Below are 15453 nucleotides of genomic sequence, written 5' to 3'. Positions count from 1 at the left end.
CTTTATCCTTCAAGATGCCGGCGCGGCCGTTTCAATCGCAACAAGCCGCCGGCGCGGCCGAAAATCATCGAGACAAAATAGATGACGCCGGCGGCGAGAATGATCGCCGGTCCAGTCGGCGCGCTGGTCTCATTGGAGAAGACGAGACCAAAGTAACAGCAGAGCGCGCCGATCGCCGCGGCGAGCGGCAGGGCGATCGCGAGATCGCGCGTCCATAAGCGCGCTGCGGCGGCGGGAAGCATCATCACGCCGACCGCCATCAGCGTGCCGAGCGCCTGAAAGCCGGCGACGAGATTGAGCACCACCAGCGCAAGGAAGAGGAAAGGCATGAATTCGCCGAAGGCGCTCGTCTGGCGCAGAAACAGCGGGTCGAGCGTGTCCATCACCAGCGCCCGATAGAAGAGCGCCATCAGGACGAGCGTCACGGTCGAGACGCCAACGAGCATCAACAGCGCCGCGTCGTCGAGGCCGACGACCGAACCGAACAGCACATGAAGCAGATCGACGTTCGAGCCGCGCAGCGACACCAGCGTGACTCCGAGCGCCAGTGACACGAGATAAAAGGCCGCGAGCGAAGCGTCCTCGCGCAGCGTGGTAAATCGCGACGCCGCGCCCGCGGCGAGCGCCACGACGAGGCCGGCGACGAGACCGCCGAAGGTCATCGCCGGCAAGGAGAGACCGGCGACGAGATAGCCGACGGCGGCGCCGGGCAGGATGGCGTGCGAGAGCGCGTCGCCGGCGAGCGACATGCGCCGAAGGATCAGGAACACGCCAAGCGGCGCTCCCGACAGAGCGAGCGCCAGCGAGCCGACGAGCGCTCGCCGCATGAATTCATAATCAGTAAAGGGCGTGACGAAGACGTCAGTGAACATGGAGCTTATCTTCGGCGCCGTGATCGTTGTCGCGGAGACATTCGCCAGCGGCTTCGTCGAAGGCTTCCGACATGGCGCGGGCGCGGATGAGATTTTCCTGGCAAAGCGCGTCGCTCGTGTCGCCCCAAAAGATACATTCGCGCGCCAGCAGCAGCGTTTGCGGAAACGCTCGGCGGACGATGTCCAATTCATGCAGGACGGCGACGACCGTGCGTCCCTCGACGCGCCATCGCGCGATCAGCGCCAATAGGTCGTCGATCGTCGCTTCGTCGATCGCGCCGAACGGCTCGTCAAGAAGGACGATCGGCTGATCCTGGACAATCAGCCGGGCGAACAGCGCGCGTTGCATCTGCCCGCCGGACAGAGTCTCCAAGGTTCGCGATTCGAATCCGACCAGCCCGACCGTTTCGATCGCCGCCGCGACCCGCGTGCGCTCGGCCGCATTCAGCGCCGACATGAGGCCGATGCGCGCCAGAGCGCCCATCGCCACGAAATCCCGCACATTGATCGGGAAGGCGCGGTCGATCTCGACAATTTGCGGCAGATAGGCGGCCACGCGGCGCGACGCGCCGACGAAATCGATTGCGCCGCCAAGCGGCGCGAGCAGCCCAGCGAGCCCCTTGAGCAGAGTAGATTTGCCGGCGCCGTTCGGGCCGCAGACGGCGAGGCCTTCGCCGGCTGCAATCTCGCCATCGAGGTGGTGAACCGCAGGACGGCGATCGTAGCCGAGAGTGAGATTGACGAGCCGGATCGCCGGCGCGTGCACGCCCGCGCTCAATGCAACGCCCAATAGGCGCCAGCCCACAGCGCCATGAGCAGCAACGCCGCGACGCCTAGGCGCGCGCCGGCGGAGGCGCCGAGCGCCGAAAGCCGCGTCTCTTTGGCGCCGGCGATAGGCGCGTCGGCGTGCGTATGCTGAGGCAGGGCGCGTTCGTGCGTCGTCATGTCGGACATGGCCGATGTTATATTGTAACGCCGCGATTGAACAAGTCGGCCGGCGCCTTTCACGTGTCTGAAAAACACGTTGGAGCGCCGCCTGAGCATATGTTGAACAGCGTTCGCGCCAATTGGACGTGGACAGGGAAGGGCGACTCTGTTATCTGCTGCCGCACGGGTCAGGCGCTCCGTCAGCGCCCGGCGACCTATTCCCAATTCGACCGCTTGTCGACGTTTCCGTCGCGGCGCGCCAAACACAGGATGGATACGTGCAAGTTCTCGTTCGCGACAACAATGTCGATCAGGCTCTCAAGGCACTGAAAAAGAAGATGCAACGTGAGGGCATCTTTCGCGAGATGAAACTGCGCGGCCATTATGAAAAGCCATCTGAGAAGCGTGCGCGCGAGAAGGCCGAGGCGGTCCGCCGCGCCCGCAAGCTCGCCCGCAAGAAACTCCAGCGCGAAGGCCTGCTGCCGGTAAAGGCGAAGGCGGTCGGCCGCTGAGCGAGCCCGTTGTCGAATTCTCGCTGGATTGCAGGCGTTTTCTTAAGAATTGCCTGACGAAAAGAGAGCGAGACGACTGTTGCGGCTTGGGAGGTTTGGAAGGCATGGTCTTTAGCCGTGCGGCGGATGTGCGCCGCCAAGCTTCGCCTCTATCCCGTAAGGCCCTGGCGCGCAGCGCTGTGGCTTTCGCCATCGTCGCCTTGGCTGGCTGTGAAACCGCGAGCGGCATTCGGCCGCCGGGGCGCGGCATCGCCGAAATCGCCGACACCGATCCCAGGGCGGCCTCGGCGAATATTGATTCGCTCAGCGAAGTGATTCGCCGTAATCCGTCGAGCGCCGAGGCCTATAATACGCGCGGCGTCGCTTATGCTCGCGTCGGGCGATTTCAGGAGGCGGTCGGCGACTTCACTCAGGCGATCAAGCTCGAGCCCAATAATGCGCCGGCTTACACCAATCGCGCGCTGGCGATTCGGCAGATGGGGCAGAGCGACGCCGCCCGCGCCGATTTCGACCGCGCCATCGAAGCCAATCCGAGACATGCGCCGGCCTATGTCGGCCGGGCGAATTTGTTGCGCGCGCAAAATAATCTCGATCAGGCGCTCGCCGATCTCGACCAGGCCATTCGGCTCAATCCTGAAAGCGCGCAGGCTTTTCACGCGCGCGGCCTCATTCACCAGAAACGCGGCGACGACACCCGCGCGGTGACTGATTTTGATAACGCGATCGATCGCGACCCCTTCGCCGCCGCGCCCTACCTCGCTCGCGGCGAAAGCGAGATAACGCTCGGCAAATATGACAAGGCGGTCGAGGACTTCAGCGCCGCGCTCAATGTCGACAACAAGAGCGCCCTCGCCTGGGCCTGGCTCGGCGTCGCTTATGAAAAGAGCGGCAATCGGCCGAAGGCGCAGGAATCCTATCAGCGCGCGCTCACGCTTGATCCCCAGCAGCCGATCGCCAAACAGGGCATGGGACGCGGCTAGTCAGCGCGCCAATTCCGGGTTGTTCGAAGCCATGCGAGCCTGGAGGCTCGCGGTCCAGGATGCGCGCCCTTGGAATGCGAGCCTCCAGGCTCGCTATAGCGCTTACGCGCGCTGATCCTCGCGCCACTGCCGGTAGACCGCGATCGCCAGGGCGAAGGCCAACACAAAGGCGCAGCCGCCGATCGACAGCCAAAGTTCGAGCGCGCCGTGGTTTGCGGCATGAACAAATCCTGGGAGCGCCGGGTCCGCGGCCGCCATGTCGCCGGCGACCCAGCCGAGAAGGCCGGCGCCGGCCCAGACAAGCACGGGAAACCTCTCCAGCACTTTCAATAGCGCGCCGGCGCCGAACATCACGATCGGCACTGAGAGCAACAGCCCAAAGACGATGAGACTGGTCGAGCCGCGCGCCGCCGCCGCGATGGCGATCACATTGTCGAGCGACATCACCGCGTCCGCCATGATGATCGCGCCGACGGCGCTCCAGAGATTGGGCTTTGCCGTTACGTCCGAATGTTCGCCTTCATCGATCAGCAGTTTGACCGCGACGATCAGCAGCAAAATCGCGCCGACGATTTTGAGATAGGGAATCGTCATCAGCTCGACGATGACAAGCGTGAAAGCGATGCGCAGAATGATTCCGCCCAGCGCGCCGAGAAAAACGCCCCAACGGCGCTGGCGGACCGGCAGCTGCCGGCATGCGAGCGCGATCAGGATCGCATTGTCGCCCGAGAGCAGCAGGTTGATCCAGATGATCTCGAAGACTTCCCAACCCATGGAAAATTCGTGGGACATGCGTCCTTACCTGCCGGGCGCCGCCCGTTCATTGTGGAAGAGACTGGAGCTTTTCATCTGGAGCGATCGCGCGCCGTGCGTCTGCATTAGCGGCATTTAAGGCAAGAAGGAAGGCGCGCCTAAGCCGCTTTGGCGGCGCCTTTCTTGTTCGTCAGAAACATCGGGCGTTCCTCGGCGGCTATGTCGCCAATGTGACAGGCGGCGTCGGTGACGTCGCCATGACGGGATGACGCCAAAGCGGCCTTTTCCTTTTTGCGCCCTATATTTATTTGTAGCCTTGCATATAGATTTGAACGGTGAGGGCTCGAGTCCATGCGCATCGCCTTAGCCGCATTTTTGATCGGCAGCGTGCTGAGCTGCAACGTCGCCGCTGGCGAAAGCATTTCGCAGAATGCGCGAAGCGCCGAAATTGAATCGATTCTCAAGCGCGTCAAACTTCCTCCCGGCTTTGCGATTTCGCTCTATGCGATCGCGCCCGGCGCCCGCACCCTCGCGGTCGGACGCGAAGGGAAAGCGGTTTTTGTCGGCACGGAAGAGAAAAACGCCTATGTGGTGACGCCGGGCGCAAACAAAGCCGCCGCGGTCGAACGCTTCAAGCCGTCGTCGCCATTCATCATGCCGCATGGCGTGTGTCTCTCAACCGATGGCGCGCTTTTTCTCGTCGAGCGCAACCGCGTCACGCGTTTCGACGACGCCGAAAACACTTGGCGCGACGCTGCCGCGAAGGGCAAGGTCATCGTCAAGTCAGGCGATCTCATTCCAAGGACTGAAGAGAGTCGCGGCCATGCGTCTCGCGTGTGCCGGATAGGTCCAGACAACAAGCTCTATATTTCGCTCGGCCAGCCGTACAACGTCGCGCCTCCGGAAAAGCTCCCGCTCTACGAGAAAACTGGAATCGGCGGCATTATCCGGATGACTCTCGACGGATCGGGCCGCGAAGTCTTCGCGACGGGGATTCGTAATTCCGTCGGCATGGCGTTCGATACGGATGGGTCGCTTTGGTTCACGGACAATCAGGTCGACTCGATGGGCGACGATCGGCCGCCCGACGAAATCAATCGCGCCGACAGGGCGGGACTGAATTTCGGCTTTCCCTGGTATGGCGGCGGACATGTGCGCACCAACGAATATGCGCGCGCCGAGCCGCCAAAAAACCTCGTCTTCCCCGTCATCGAGACTGCGCCGCACGCCGCCGGTCTCGGCATAACATTCTACCGCGGCGACATGTTTCCCAAGGAATATCGCGGCGCGCTGTTTTACGCCCAGCATGGTTCCTGGGACCGCTCCGTGCCGATCGGCGCGCGGGTGATGGTGACGCTTGCGGGAACCACCACAAGTACGCCCTTCGCCGAAGGCTGGAACGTTGGTTCCGGATCCTATCTCGGTCGGCCGGTCGATGTCGCGGAACTCGCGGACGGTTCGCTTCTCGTCACTGATGACCAGAACGGCGTGATCTACCGGATCACCTACCAAAAGCCGTGAGGCGCGTTTCGAGCGCGCGCCCGTCGTGTCCCGTGCACAGCGCGTCAACCATCTGACCCGCCTCCGCGCCCGGCGTGCGCGCAAGCGTGAAATCGGCGGCGCGCGCCATGCCGCCGCGCTCGGTCAGCAGCCGCAATCTGCGGCCCCTTTGCCCGTCAAGATGCGAGCGCAGCGCCGTATCGGCCGTTTCGCGCAGCCGCGCGGCGCGCTCTTTAGTGATTTGTGATGCGACCTGCGGCATGCGCGCCGCCGGGGTTCCTGGACGCGCCGAAAAAGGAAAAACGTGAAGATGGGTGAGCCCGCAGTCATCGACGATGTCGAGCGTCGAGGCGAACATTTCTTCCGTCTCGGTCGGAAAGCCGACGATGAAGTCGGCGCCGAAGATGATGTCGGGCCGCGCCTTGCGCAGCGCGCGGCAGAAGTCGATGGCGTCCCGCCGCGAATGGCGGCGCTTCATGCGCTTCAAAATCAAATCGTCGCCCGATTGCAGCGACAGATGAAGATGCGGGCATAGCCGCGAGTCTTCCGAAAAAGCGGCGATGAGATCGTCGTCGACTTCGATACAGTCGACGGAAGAAAGGCGCAGCCGTTCGAGTTGCGGAACGTCGCGCAGCAAGAGGCGCACGAGGCGTCCGAGCGTCCAGCCGTCGTCAAGATCGACGCCATAGCTCGTAAGATCGACGCCGGTTAACACGATTTCCTTTTTGCCGCTCGTAACGAGCGCGCGCGCCTGTGCAAGAGCATCGCTTGGCGGTGCCGAGCGCGCCGCGCCGCGTCCAAACGGAATGATGCAGAAGGTGCAGCGATGATCGCAGCCGTTTTGAATGGCGAGGAGTCCGCGCGTGCCCTCGACGCTGGTGAGCGCGCGATTTGGCGCATGTTCGGCGAGAACCTGCGTTACGCCGTCAATCTTGGCGAAGCCTTGGGGATCGAGCCTTGCCGCGCAGCCGGCGACGATAATTTCAGCTTGCGGCCGTTCGCGATGCAGGCGGCGGATCGCCTGCCGCGATTGCCGCGTCGCCTCGCCGGTGACGGCGCAGGTGTTGACGACGACGGTGTCGCGCGCGCTCGCATGCGCCTTGGCGAGTTCCTGCGACTCGACCGCGTTGAGCCTGCAGCCGAAGCTTACGACTTCAGCGTTGCGCAGCGGCGCGTTCACGCGGCGAGGTCCCGAAAAATTTGCGGATCGAGCCTCGCTTCGAATTCGAATTCGACCGGCCCGGTCATCAGCACATGGTCGTCGGCCCGCCATTCGATCGTAAGATCTCCGCCGGGCAGGCGCAGGCGCGCGGCGCGATCGCCAAGATTAGCACGCGCTGCGGCGACGAGCGTCGCGCAGGCGGCGGAGCCGCAGGCCTTGGTCGCGCCGGTCCCGCGCTCCCAGACGCGCAGCAAAATATCGTCGCGCGCAAGCATCTGCGCGAAGCTGACATTGACGCGCTGAGGAAAGAGCGGATGACGCTCGATGCGCGGGCCAAGAGTCTCGAGATCGATCAGCGCCGCATCGGCGACAAAGAACACTGCGTGAGGATTGCCCATGCTCACCGCGGAGAACTGCGGCGGCGCGCCGGCGACAGGCGGATCGAGCGCGACTTCGCGCGTATCCTCGACGGCGCGCGCAAGCGGTATCTCGCGCCAATCGAGTCGCGGACAGCCCATGTCGACCGTGAAAACCGTATCGGCCTTGCGCTGTGTCTCGATGAGGCCGGCGTCGGTCTCGAGGCGCAGCGCGTCCTTGCCCTCGCGCGCCAAAACATAGGCGACGCAGCGGGTTCCATTGCCGCAGGCGGAAGAGAGCGAACCGTCGACATTGTAGATGCGCATGAACGCGTCGTCGCCCGGCCGACGCGGCCTGTACAGCGCCATGAGTTGGTCGAAGCGCAGGCCGGGCGTATTGGCGATGGCGCGCGCTTCCTGCGGCGCAAGCTCGTGGTCGGTTCCGCGCAAATCGAGAACCAGAATCTCGTTTCCCGCGCCGTTCATGCGCAGAATCGGAAGATGGTCGAGCGGATGCGCCATGAGGCAGATTTCGCCTGTTCTTCGGGAGACGCGCTCGTATATAGAGAAGGCCGCGCCGAAGCGCCACTGCGTCCGCCGGACGCCTGCCGCAGCGAGCGCCAAATTGCCATGATGGCCGAATAGGGCGCTCGACCATGGAAGACGAACCGGGCTTACTGGACAGCCTGCGACGCCATTGGCGGGCGCTGGCGATCTTTACGATTCTTGTCGCGGGCGCCGCGATCTATTCGGAGCGCGCGCTGTTACCGGGCCGCGGCGTTGAAAGAACGGAGAAATCAGTCCCGCCGCCGGTCGCGCCGCCGACTGCCGCTCCGGACGAAAAGGCGGTCGAGAATGGACCCGCTGCGCCCGGCGAGGTCAAGCCCGGCGAGGTCAAGCCCGGGGAGACGAAGCCGGCAGAGGCCAGCCCACCCGGAAGCGCCGCCGACGATGCGGTTCAGGCGGTGATGAGCCAGACCGTCACGGTCGACGCGCGGCCCGCCGCCGTCATCAAGGGGCAGGGCAAGTGGGACGGCGCGGCCAAGACGCTCTCCGAAGCGCTCGCCAAGCTCAACGACGCGGTCGGCAAGGCGGGTCTTGCGGTCAATGGCCGGCCCTTCGCCGTCTTCACCAAGACCGATGACGCGGGCTTCTCCTTCGAGGCAATGGCGCCCCTTTCGGCGGCGCCGGAAGGCGCGCCGAAACTGCCCGAGGGCGTCAGCATCGGCGCTTCGCCCGCCGGCAAGGCGCTCAAATTCCAGCATCGCGGCGCCTATGACGAGATCGAGGCGACCTATGAGGCGATCGCCGCCTATCTCGATGAGAAGGGCCTCGACACCAAGGACCTGATCATCGAGGAATATCTCACCGACTTCAAAGGCGACGACGCGAATGTCGACGTGGACATTTACGTGTTCTTGAAGTGACGCATGCGGCGTCAGCCGCGCGCGTCGTGATGCGATTGCTGTACAATTTCGGAAACGTAACGGCGCCAGAGTTGCGGCGCATTTTCGCCAAAGGCGGATTCGATTGACGGCTCAAAAGCTTCGCCCGCCTCTAGCGCGCGGAGCAAGTGCAGGAACGCCGTCTCTGCGCGCCTGCGCAGCCAGCCGACGAACATGCCCGCCTGCCGATAGGCGAGCCGCTGGCGCTGGGTGAGGGCGTCGAGCCTTGGATCGCGCGGCGGTTCGCGTTCAAAACCAAGCGCGGCGAAGTTGATCCAGCGCCGCCCGTCGAGCACGATTCGATAGCCGTCACGGATCGCCTGCGCCGCTTCTTCTTCGCTGACGCCTTCGGCGCCGCCGCCGTTCGACGCCATTACCGCGAGCCCTTCGGTGAACCATTGCGGCGGGCGCGGCGCGCCAAATGGCCGCCAGCCGGAAAGATGCACATGCGACAATTCATGGGTGAGAACGCTTTCGAGGCGCTTGCGCTCCTTGCTGCAGAGCGTCGGCGACAGCAGCGCGGCGCCGGCGCGCGTCACGGCGGCGATGCCGGAATCGTCCATGCCATTGCCGCTCGCGTAATTGTCGTAGGAAGCGTAGACGCCGATGATCGGCGGCTGCGCAAAGGGACGTCCGTGCGCGGCCTCGATTTGCGCGACTGCGCGCGGCGCGAATTCCGCCACCGCTTCGGCGCAAGCCCGCGCCTCGGGCTCGTAATGCACGCGCGCATCATCCGCGAGAGCGGGAAGCATGCGCGGATCGTTCCAGGCGACGCGCGCCGCGAGGCGAAGGTCCGGTCGCAGAACCAGCGCCAACATGGCCGCAGCGATCAACGCCAGCCCGAACCCTGAAGCCTTAGCCATGATACGCGGCATGCCCGTTGCGCCTTGTTACGCCGAATTGTCGTCCGGCCGATATTCGAGAATATCGCCCGGCTGACATTGGAGAATTTCGCAGATTTTCTCCAGCGTGTCGAAGCGCACGCCTTTCACCTTGCCGGATTTCAGAAGGCTCACATTCTGCTCAGCGATGCCAATTTTCGCGGCGAGATCGCGCGAGCGCATTTTGCGCTTCGCCAGCATCACATCGAGGTTGACGATAATTGGCATCAGACGATCTGCGCGTTTTCATCGGCGATGTCGGCCGCCGTCTTCTGGATGTGGGCGAGCGCAAGCAGTGTCGCGAGCAGCATGACGGTCGAAAGATCTTCTGGCCGAAAATAGACCGCCACCATATGCGCGCCCGCGCCCTTATGCGCAGTAAGGATCAGCGACATGATCGGCCGCGCGGCGATGTCGACGAGCGCGGCGATCAGGCCTGTCAGCGCGAGAGAGCGCAGCCATCCCGCGGCGTCAGGCGTGAAGATGCGCCCCTCGAGATAGCCCGAGAACAGTCTCCAACCGGCGTAGCAGGCCGCGACGAGCAGCGACCAGATTACGAAGCTAAGTCCGAAGGCGGCGAGTCGTTGAGCGGCGGATAGGCCTTCGACATCGACCTTGAGCGACGCAAAGCGCGAGACGATGAGCGCCTCGTCGCTCCAGAACATCGCGATCGTGACGAGCATCCAAAGGCAATAGGCGACGAGCGCGACGCGCAGCGTCTGGCAGAGCCATCCGATTCGGCGACGGAGCGAGTCGAGGCGGCGGTCCTCAAAGGAAAGAGCAGGGAAGTCGGTCATGGCGGTCTCCTTGTGTCGCTTACGTTGACACGAGAAAAATTTGATGTCAAACATTAAAAAATATTAGTTAAACATGAGGCATTCCATGTCGCCCATTCGTTCTCGCCTGTCCGCCCTGGCGCTGGCCGCGGCGCTTGCCGCCTGCAGCCATGTTCCGGTTTCGACCATGTGGGCGTTGCGCAATTTCGACGCTGCTACGGTCGATCCGGCCGTGCTGCGCGCGGCGGTGCGCCTGCCTGAAAGTTTCGAGCCGCAGAGAGGCGGCGTGACGTTGAAAATCGGCTGGTGGCGCGACGGCGAAGAGAAGGCGAAGCATGAGGCGACCTTCGCGCTCAAGGAGACGACCGCGTCCGAGGACGTCGCGCCACTCACCGGCGAAAAGAAGCACGGAACGCGCATTTTCGCCTATCGCGTGAATCCGGCCGACTATGCAGCGATCCGTGCAAGGCAGAGAGGGTTTCTCGAAGAGAAGGCGCGCAACCCGGGTAAGATGCATGGCTCCTTTGGCGTCGGCGCCGAAGCCTGCCGGCGCGGCGACTTCCCTGAAGGTCCGCTGCTGACGACAACCTATCTGCGCACGCAGCCCTCCGGCGCCTATCTCACGGTGCTCAAGGATCTGGATATGCGCGAGGCGCCGACAAAGGAAAAGTCGCTCGATGAACTCGTGCCGCCTTGCGAGAAATTCGCTAATCGAGCCGAGTCGGCGACGGGTAGCGACCGTTAGGCCGCCTTCGCCCTCTCCATCATCTCCACAAAGCGCTTAAACAGATAATGGCTGTCCTGCGGGCCGGGCGAGGCCTCGGGATGATGCTGCACCGAAAAGGCCGGGCGATCGGTGAGCGCGATGCCACAGTTCGAGCCGTCAAAGAGCGAGCGATGAGTCTCGACGGCATTTGCCGGCAGGCTGTCGCGATCGACTGCGAAGCCGTGATTCATCGAGACGATCTCGACTTTGCCGGTGGTGAAATCCTTGACCGGATGATTGGCCCCGTGATGGCCCTGCGGCATTTTCTTCGTCTTCGCGCCGACCGCGAGCGCCATCATCTGATGGCCGAGGCAAATGCCGAAGGTCGGGATTTTCGCCAAGAGCAGATCGCGGATGACCGGCGTGGCGTATTTCCCGGTCTCGGCCGGATCGCCAGGACCGTTAGAGAGAAAGACGCCATCGGGCTTGAGCGCCAGGATTTCTGAGCTCGTCGCGGTGGCGGGGGCGACGATCACCTCGCAATCCTGCTCCGCCAGAAGACGCAGGATGTTGCGCTTCACGCCATAGTCGATGGCGACGACGCGATATTTGGGCGCGCCGTTGCGCGCGCCATAGCCGCCGCCAAGCCGCCAGGTCGTCTCGCGCCAATCGTAGCGCTCTTTCGAGCCGACGCTCGGCACGAGATCCATGCCGTCGATGCCCGGCCAGCGCGCGGCCTTGGCTTTGAGCGCTGCAATGTCGAATTGGCCATGCGGGTCATGGGCGATGACCGCGTTCTGCATGCCACGTTCGCGAATGAGCGTCGTCAGCGCGCGCGTGTCAATTCCACAAAGGCCCACAATGCCGCGCGACGCGAGCCAGTCGGCGAGCGGCTTCTCGGCACGGAAATTCGAAGGATCCGTCGAAGGCGCGCCAAAAATGGCCCCCACGGCGCCGGCGCTCCTGTCGAGATCGACGGTCTCGATGTCCTCGTCATTCGTTCCGACATTGCCGATGTGGGGGAAGGTGAAGGTGACGATCTGCGCCGCGTAAGAAGGGTCGGTCAGGATTTCCTGATAGCCGGTCATGGCGGTGTTGAAACAGACTTCGCCCACCGCCTCGCCGACGGCGCCCAGCCCATAACCTTCAATCACCTCGCCGCTGGCGAGAATGAGCGCGCAAGTGTGGATCGGTTTCTTCCAGCCATTGTCTTGATCGAGGGTCATCCGCGTCCCAAATCCAGCGGCGCCGCCGCCCTTGACAGCGCCCCTTTCGCGCGTCATGGCCGGGCTTGACCCGGCCATCCACGCGCTGCAGCCCGGCGTGGATGCCCGCGACGAAGGCGGGCATGACGCGGCGGCGTTGGCGATGGATGTAATCTATCCGCCACGGAAATGGAAACCCCAAGGACACAACATGCGCGACAAGATTGCGGCGGACCTAAAGACGGCGATGAAGGCGGGCGAGCGCGCCAAGGTCGACGCGCTACGGCTCATCAACGCCGCGCTCAAGGACAAGGACATTGAGGCGCGCGGGACCGGAAAGACGCTCGGCGACGACGACGTGCTGGCGCTGCTCCAGAAGATGATCAAAAGCCGCCAGGAATCGCTGGATATCTATGAGAAGGCCGGGCGCACCGATCTCGCGGACAAGGAAAAGGGCGAGATCGCGGTGATTTCCGCCTATCTGCCGCAGCAGCTCTCGGAAGCCGAAGTCGCCGAAGCGGTGAAGGCGGCGATCGCCGAGGCCGGCGCCGCGTCGATCAAGGACATGGGCAAGGTCGTCGCCGCGCTCAAGGCGAAATATACCGGCCGCATGGATTTCGCCAAGGCGAGCGCGGCGGTGAAGGCGGCGCTGTCGGGGTGACGGAGGCGAAAGAGTAAGGGCGCAAGCCGCTCCCTCTCCCGCGAAGCGGGGGAGGGCTGGGGAGGGGGCTAACGCCACAGCGCATAAAAATGATGCGGCGGGCCGCGGCCTTCGCTGAGGCGGAGACTAGCCGCTGCTTCAAGGGCGCCTTCGAGCCAGGCTTTCGCCGTCGCGATCGCGTCGAGGAGCGGCGCGCCTTTGGCGAGTTCGCAAGCGATCGCCGAGGAAAGCGCGCAGCCGGTTCCGTGCGTGTTGCGCGTGGCGATACGCCTGCCGCGAAAGACGCGCCGCTCTCCCGCCTCGAAGAGAACGTCGATGGGTTCGCCTTCGAGATCGCCGCCCGTGACCAGCACAGCGCGCGCGCCGGCTTCGCAAAGACGCCGCGCCTGCGCCGCCATCTCATCAGCGTTGCTGGCGAGGGGCGTTTGGGTGAGCGCGCTTGCCTCATGAAGGTTGGGCGTCGCGAGGCGCGCCAGGGGAAGGAGATTCGCGACCAGAGTCGCCTCCAGCCCGGCGGCAGCGAGGCTGACGCCCTGCGTCGGAACCAGCACCGGATCGAGCACGACGTTGCGTGCCTCATGGCGCGACAGCGTCTCGGCGACGGCGCGCGCGATGTCGGGCGTCGCGAGCATGCCGATCTTGATCGCTTCGGGACGAATGTCAGACAGGACCGCATCGATCTGCGCGGCGACGATGTTCGGCGCGAGGGGATAGGCGGCGACGACGCCATGCGTGTTTTGCGCGGTGAGCGCGGTGATCGCCGCCATGCCGTAGCAGCCGAAGGCGGAGAAGGTTTTGAGGTCCGCCTGTACGCCGGCGCCGCCCGACGGGTCGGAGCCGGCGATGGAAAGCAGCTTGGGAATATGCGCCATCCCGATAAATTAGCCCGGCGGGACAGGCGCCGTCACTTTCGCTTGGGGCCGACCCAGGCGAGCGCGCTGCGCACAAACTCACTTGCGTTGGCGCGCGGCCACTCGCCGTGCGCGATGACGGCCTGTTTGATCGGCCAGCAGAGGATTTTGTCGCGTGCGGCGCGCGCGGGGCCGCGGTCGAGGAAGGAGAGACGCCATTCGAGCGGGGCATGCGGCGCGGCGAGGGTGATCCCGTCGAGACGCGCGAGCCATCGCCGCCACCAGCTCCAATGCGCGCAGAGGAATTCGTCGCTGAAGGCTTCGATCAAATCGGCGAAAATCGCGACGCCGGATGGACGATGGAAAAAGACGATTTCGTCCATCATGAAAGAGCCGCGAAACCAGACCTGATCGATGTCGCCGCCCCATTCGGGCGGCGGGAAATCTTGAAGCGGCGGTTCGAAGTCGAGTTCGGGACGGCGCTTTAGGGTCGAAAGCGGCCCCCAGAGCTTTGCGTCTGGATAGGCGTCCTTCCACTCGCCAAGATAGAGATGATGGAGCTTGTTTGGACTGATGAGATGCGCCACTCGGCCGAGGGCGTTGACCTCGGCGCGCACCTCGGTCGTAAATTTGACCGGCGACCATACCCAGAGCGCGCCATCGGCGAGCCGCGCGATCAGCATGCGCGTGGGGTAGGGGAAGCTGAAGAAGTCGACGATGTCGCCCTCGGCGAGCCAGAGCGAGTCGCCGATTTGCCCAAGACACATTGGCGACTCCGGCTTCTCCTTAGATCGCAACGCTTTCCATGCCGGATGTCTGATAGCCGTTCAACGTGGCGCAAAGGCGCCGCGTCAGCGGCTCACCCCTTCGGCAACGTCAATACGCCGGCGTCGCCGTTTTCGGCGCCGAAGGCGAGCCGCGCGCCCTTTTCGTCCCAGGCGAGCGCGCTGATCTGGGCGCGATCTCGGTCCTGCGCCGGATGGCGAACCAAAATTTCAGATCCGTCCGTCAGCCGGGTCAGCATGATGAGGCCGTCGTCGTAGCCGATCGCGACGACCAGAGCGGCGGGATGAAAGGCGACGCGCGTCGCAATCGCCCCACGGACCCCGCATTCGCGCGGCGCTTGGCCCATCGGCCCGTCCTTGCCGGAAAAGGGCCAGACGATGCAAGCGTCGGCGCCCGACGTCGCCAGCCATTTGCCGTCATGCGACCAGGAGAGGCTGCGGGTTTTTCCGGGATATCCAGCCATGCGCATATGCTTGCCGTCGGCGAGACGCCATCCATGCAAGGCGTTCTCTTGCATCGAGCTGACGAGAAAGCGACCGTCGGGAGAGATGGTCGCGTCGAGATGCGAGCCCGCCCAGGCAAGCGTTTCGGGCTTGCCAGCGTTTGGAAACCACAGAGTCGCGCCGCCGTAATGGGCGATCGCCAGCCGGTAGCCCTTGGGAAAGAAGGCGAGTCCGCGCGACGTCGACGGCAGATCGAGCGACTTCATTTCGTCTTTGGCCGACCGCGCCCGAGCCAATTTTCCTGTCGTCCAGGCAACCGCGCCGCCACGCGCCGCGACGGCGTCGATCCATTTGCCCTTTTCGTCGCCGATGACTTCGACGCCGCCATCGGCGTTGGTCGCGCAGACGCGGCCGTCGTCCCCGCCGGTGACGAGACGGTCGCCGTCCTGCGCCGCGACGAGAATGGCGGCGTCTTCATGGACGGGGATTCGGCGTCCCTCGGCGCCGTCGCCGAAATGAAGCGTTCCGTCAGCGAGCGCGAAAACCGGCGCGCCGCCGAGAAAGGCCGCCGCCGCGACGGGCTCGCCCAGCCCCAGCGCCTCGACCTTGTTGATAAGAGTTGGAGACAGCGCCACGG

General features: G+C 64.2%; 18 protein-coding genes and 1 pseudogene. 6 read left to right on the top strand and 13 right to left on the bottom strand.

What is annotated here, in order from left to right; all coding sequences use genetic code 11:
• Positions 1-2 precede the first annotated feature (2 nt).
• Genes AB7I51_RS05205 through AB7I51_RS05195 form a run of 3 tightly spaced genes read right to left on the bottom strand, consistent with a single transcriptional unit; the run spans position 3 to position 1817 of the window.
• Entirely contained in the window at positions 3-872 is an 870-nt protein-coding gene (locus AB7I51_RS05205) for a metal ABC transporter permease (RefSeq protein ID WP_428403272.1), read from the bottom strand.
• Entirely contained in the window at positions 862-1650 is a 789-nt protein-coding gene (locus AB7I51_RS05200) for a metal ABC transporter ATP-binding protein (RefSeq protein WP_428403271.1), read from the bottom strand. The genes AB7I51_RS05205 and AB7I51_RS05200 overlap by 11 nt, the downstream gene beginning before the upstream one ends.
• Complete coding sequence (locus AB7I51_RS05195; protein WP_428403270.1) at positions 1647-1817, bottom strand: hypothetical protein; 171 nt, start codon at positions 1815-1817, stop codon at positions 1647-1649. Before AB7I51_RS05195 ends, AB7I51_RS05200 begins: the two co-directional genes overlap by 4 nt.
• 260 nt (positions 1818-2077) lie before the next feature.
• On the opposite strand from AB7I51_RS05195, the pseudogene rpsU reads away from it, so the two are divergent.
• Both rpsU and AB7I51_RS05185 read left to right on the top strand, forming a co-directional pair.
• Positions 2078-2302 (top strand): annotated as a pseudogene (gene rpsU / locus AB7I51_RS05190) (30S ribosomal protein S21); the annotation flags it as partial.
• 113 nt (positions 2303-2415) lie between these two features.
• The gene (locus tag AB7I51_RS05185) at positions 2416-3291 is read left to right on the top strand and encodes a tetratricopeptide repeat protein (protein ID WP_428403269.1); all 876 of its coding nucleotides are present in this window, start codon (positions 2416-2418) and stop codon (positions 3289-3291) included.
• A 102-nt stretch (positions 3292-3393) separates the two neighbouring features.
• Here AB7I51_RS05185 and AB7I51_RS05180 read toward each other — a convergent pair whose 3' ends face one another.
• A complete protein-coding gene (locus AB7I51_RS05180; protein WP_428403268.1) occupies positions 3394-4083 on the bottom strand; it encodes a TerC family protein in 690 nt (229 codons plus the stop codon).
• 312 nt (positions 4084-4395) lie between these two features.
• On the opposite strand from AB7I51_RS05180, the gene AB7I51_RS05175 reads away from it, so the two are divergent.
• A complete protein-coding gene (locus AB7I51_RS05175) occupies positions 4396-5565 on the top strand; it encodes a PQQ-dependent sugar dehydrogenase (protein ID WP_428403267.1) in 1170 nt (389 codons plus the stop codon).
• On the opposite strand, the gene AB7I51_RS05170 is transcribed toward AB7I51_RS05175, so the two are convergent.
• Positions 5546-6724 carry a MiaB/RimO family radical SAM methylthiotransferase gene (locus AB7I51_RS05170; protein ID WP_428403266.1) on the bottom strand — a complete coding sequence of 393 codons (1179 nt, stop codon included), beginning with the start codon at positions 6722-6724 and terminating at the stop codon, positions 5546-5548. The two genes, AB7I51_RS05175 and AB7I51_RS05170, sit on opposite strands and share 20 nt — an antisense overlap.
• A complete protein-coding gene (gene dapF, locus AB7I51_RS05165) occupies positions 6721-7584 on the bottom strand; it encodes a diaminopimelate epimerase (RefSeq protein WP_428403265.1) in 864 nt (287 codons plus the stop codon). The genes AB7I51_RS05170 and dapF overlap by 4 nt, the downstream gene beginning before the upstream one ends.
• 134 nt (positions 7585-7718) lie before the next feature.
• On the opposite strand from dapF, the gene AB7I51_RS05160 reads away from it, so the two are divergent.
• A complete protein-coding gene (locus AB7I51_RS05160; RefSeq protein WP_428403264.1) occupies positions 7719-8489 on the top strand; it encodes a GyrI-like domain-containing protein in 771 nt (256 codons plus the stop codon).
• A gap of 11 nt (positions 8490-8500) precedes the next feature.
• Here AB7I51_RS05160 and AB7I51_RS05155 read toward each other — a convergent pair whose 3' ends face one another.
• The 3 genes from AB7I51_RS05155 to AB7I51_RS05145 are packed head-to-tail and all read right to left on the bottom strand — an operon-like array spanning position 8501 to position 10185.
• Complete coding sequence (locus tag AB7I51_RS05155) at positions 8501-9382, bottom strand: hypothetical protein (RefSeq protein ID WP_428403263.1); 882 nt, start codon at positions 9380-9382, stop codon at positions 8501-8503.
• A gap of 15 nt (positions 9383-9397) precedes the next feature.
• Positions 9398-9616 (bottom strand): helix-turn-helix domain-containing protein, encoded by a 219-nt coding sequence (locus AB7I51_RS05150; protein ID WP_428403262.1) that lies wholly within the window; start codon positions 9614-9616, stop codon positions 9398-9400.
• Positions 9616-10185: a DUF2975 domain-containing protein gene (locus AB7I51_RS05145; RefSeq protein WP_428403261.1), complete on the bottom strand. Its 570-nt coding sequence runs from the start codon at positions 10183-10185 to the stop codon at positions 9616-9618. Before AB7I51_RS05145 ends, AB7I51_RS05150 begins: the two co-directional genes overlap by 1 nt.
• Before the next feature lie 85 nt (positions 10186-10270).
• Here AB7I51_RS05145 and AB7I51_RS05140 point away from each other — a divergent pair, with 85 nt between their 5' ends.
• Positions 10271-10909, top strand: coding sequence for a hypothetical protein (locus AB7I51_RS05140; protein ID WP_428403260.1), 639 nt, complete (start codon positions 10271-10273; stop codon positions 10907-10909).
• Here the strand turns inward: AB7I51_RS05140 and carA are convergent.
• Entirely contained in the window at positions 10906-12096 is a 1191-nt protein-coding gene (gene carA, locus AB7I51_RS05135) for a glutamine-hydrolyzing carbamoyl-phosphate synthase small subunit (RefSeq protein ID WP_428403259.1), read from the bottom strand. The genes AB7I51_RS05140 and carA overlap by 4 nt on opposite strands.
• 190 nt (positions 12097-12286) lie before the next feature.
• Between carA and AB7I51_RS05130 the strand changes: the two genes are divergently transcribed.
• Positions 12287-12736: a GatB/YqeY domain-containing protein gene (locus tag AB7I51_RS05130; protein ID WP_428403296.1), complete on the top strand. Its 450-nt coding sequence runs from the start codon at positions 12287-12289 to the stop codon at positions 12734-12736.
• A 68-nt stretch (positions 12737-12804) separates the two neighbouring features.
• Here AB7I51_RS05130 and thiD read toward each other — a convergent pair whose 3' ends face one another.
• The 3 genes from thiD to AB7I51_RS05115 all read right to left on the bottom strand — a co-directional run bounded on the left by thiD (position 12805) and on the right by AB7I51_RS05115 (position 15451).
• Positions 12805-13608, bottom strand: coding sequence for a bifunctional hydroxymethylpyrimidine kinase/phosphomethylpyrimidine kinase (gene thiD, locus AB7I51_RS05125; protein WP_428403258.1), 804 nt, complete (start codon positions 13606-13608; stop codon positions 12805-12807).
• 32 nt (positions 13609-13640) lie between these two features.
• Positions 13641-14354, bottom strand: a complete 714-nt coding sequence (locus AB7I51_RS05120; protein WP_428403257.1) for a DUF4336 domain-containing protein — start codon at positions 14352-14354, stop codon at positions 13641-13643.
• A gap of 92 nt (positions 14355-14446) precedes the next feature.
• Positions 14447-15451, bottom strand: coding sequence for a WD40 repeat domain-containing protein (locus AB7I51_RS05115; protein WP_428403256.1), 1005 nt, complete (start codon positions 15449-15451; stop codon positions 14447-14449).
• Between the last annotated feature and the right edge of the window lie 2 nt (positions 15452-15453).

It is taken from the genome of Methylocystis sp. (assembly GCF_050246715.1).
Taxonomy (GTDB): Bacteria; Pseudomonadota; Alphaproteobacteria; order Rhizobiales; family Beijerinckiaceae; genus Methylocystis.
Note: the sequence above shows the minus strand (reverse complement) of the source record. Positions and strands in the feature narration are given on the sequence as shown.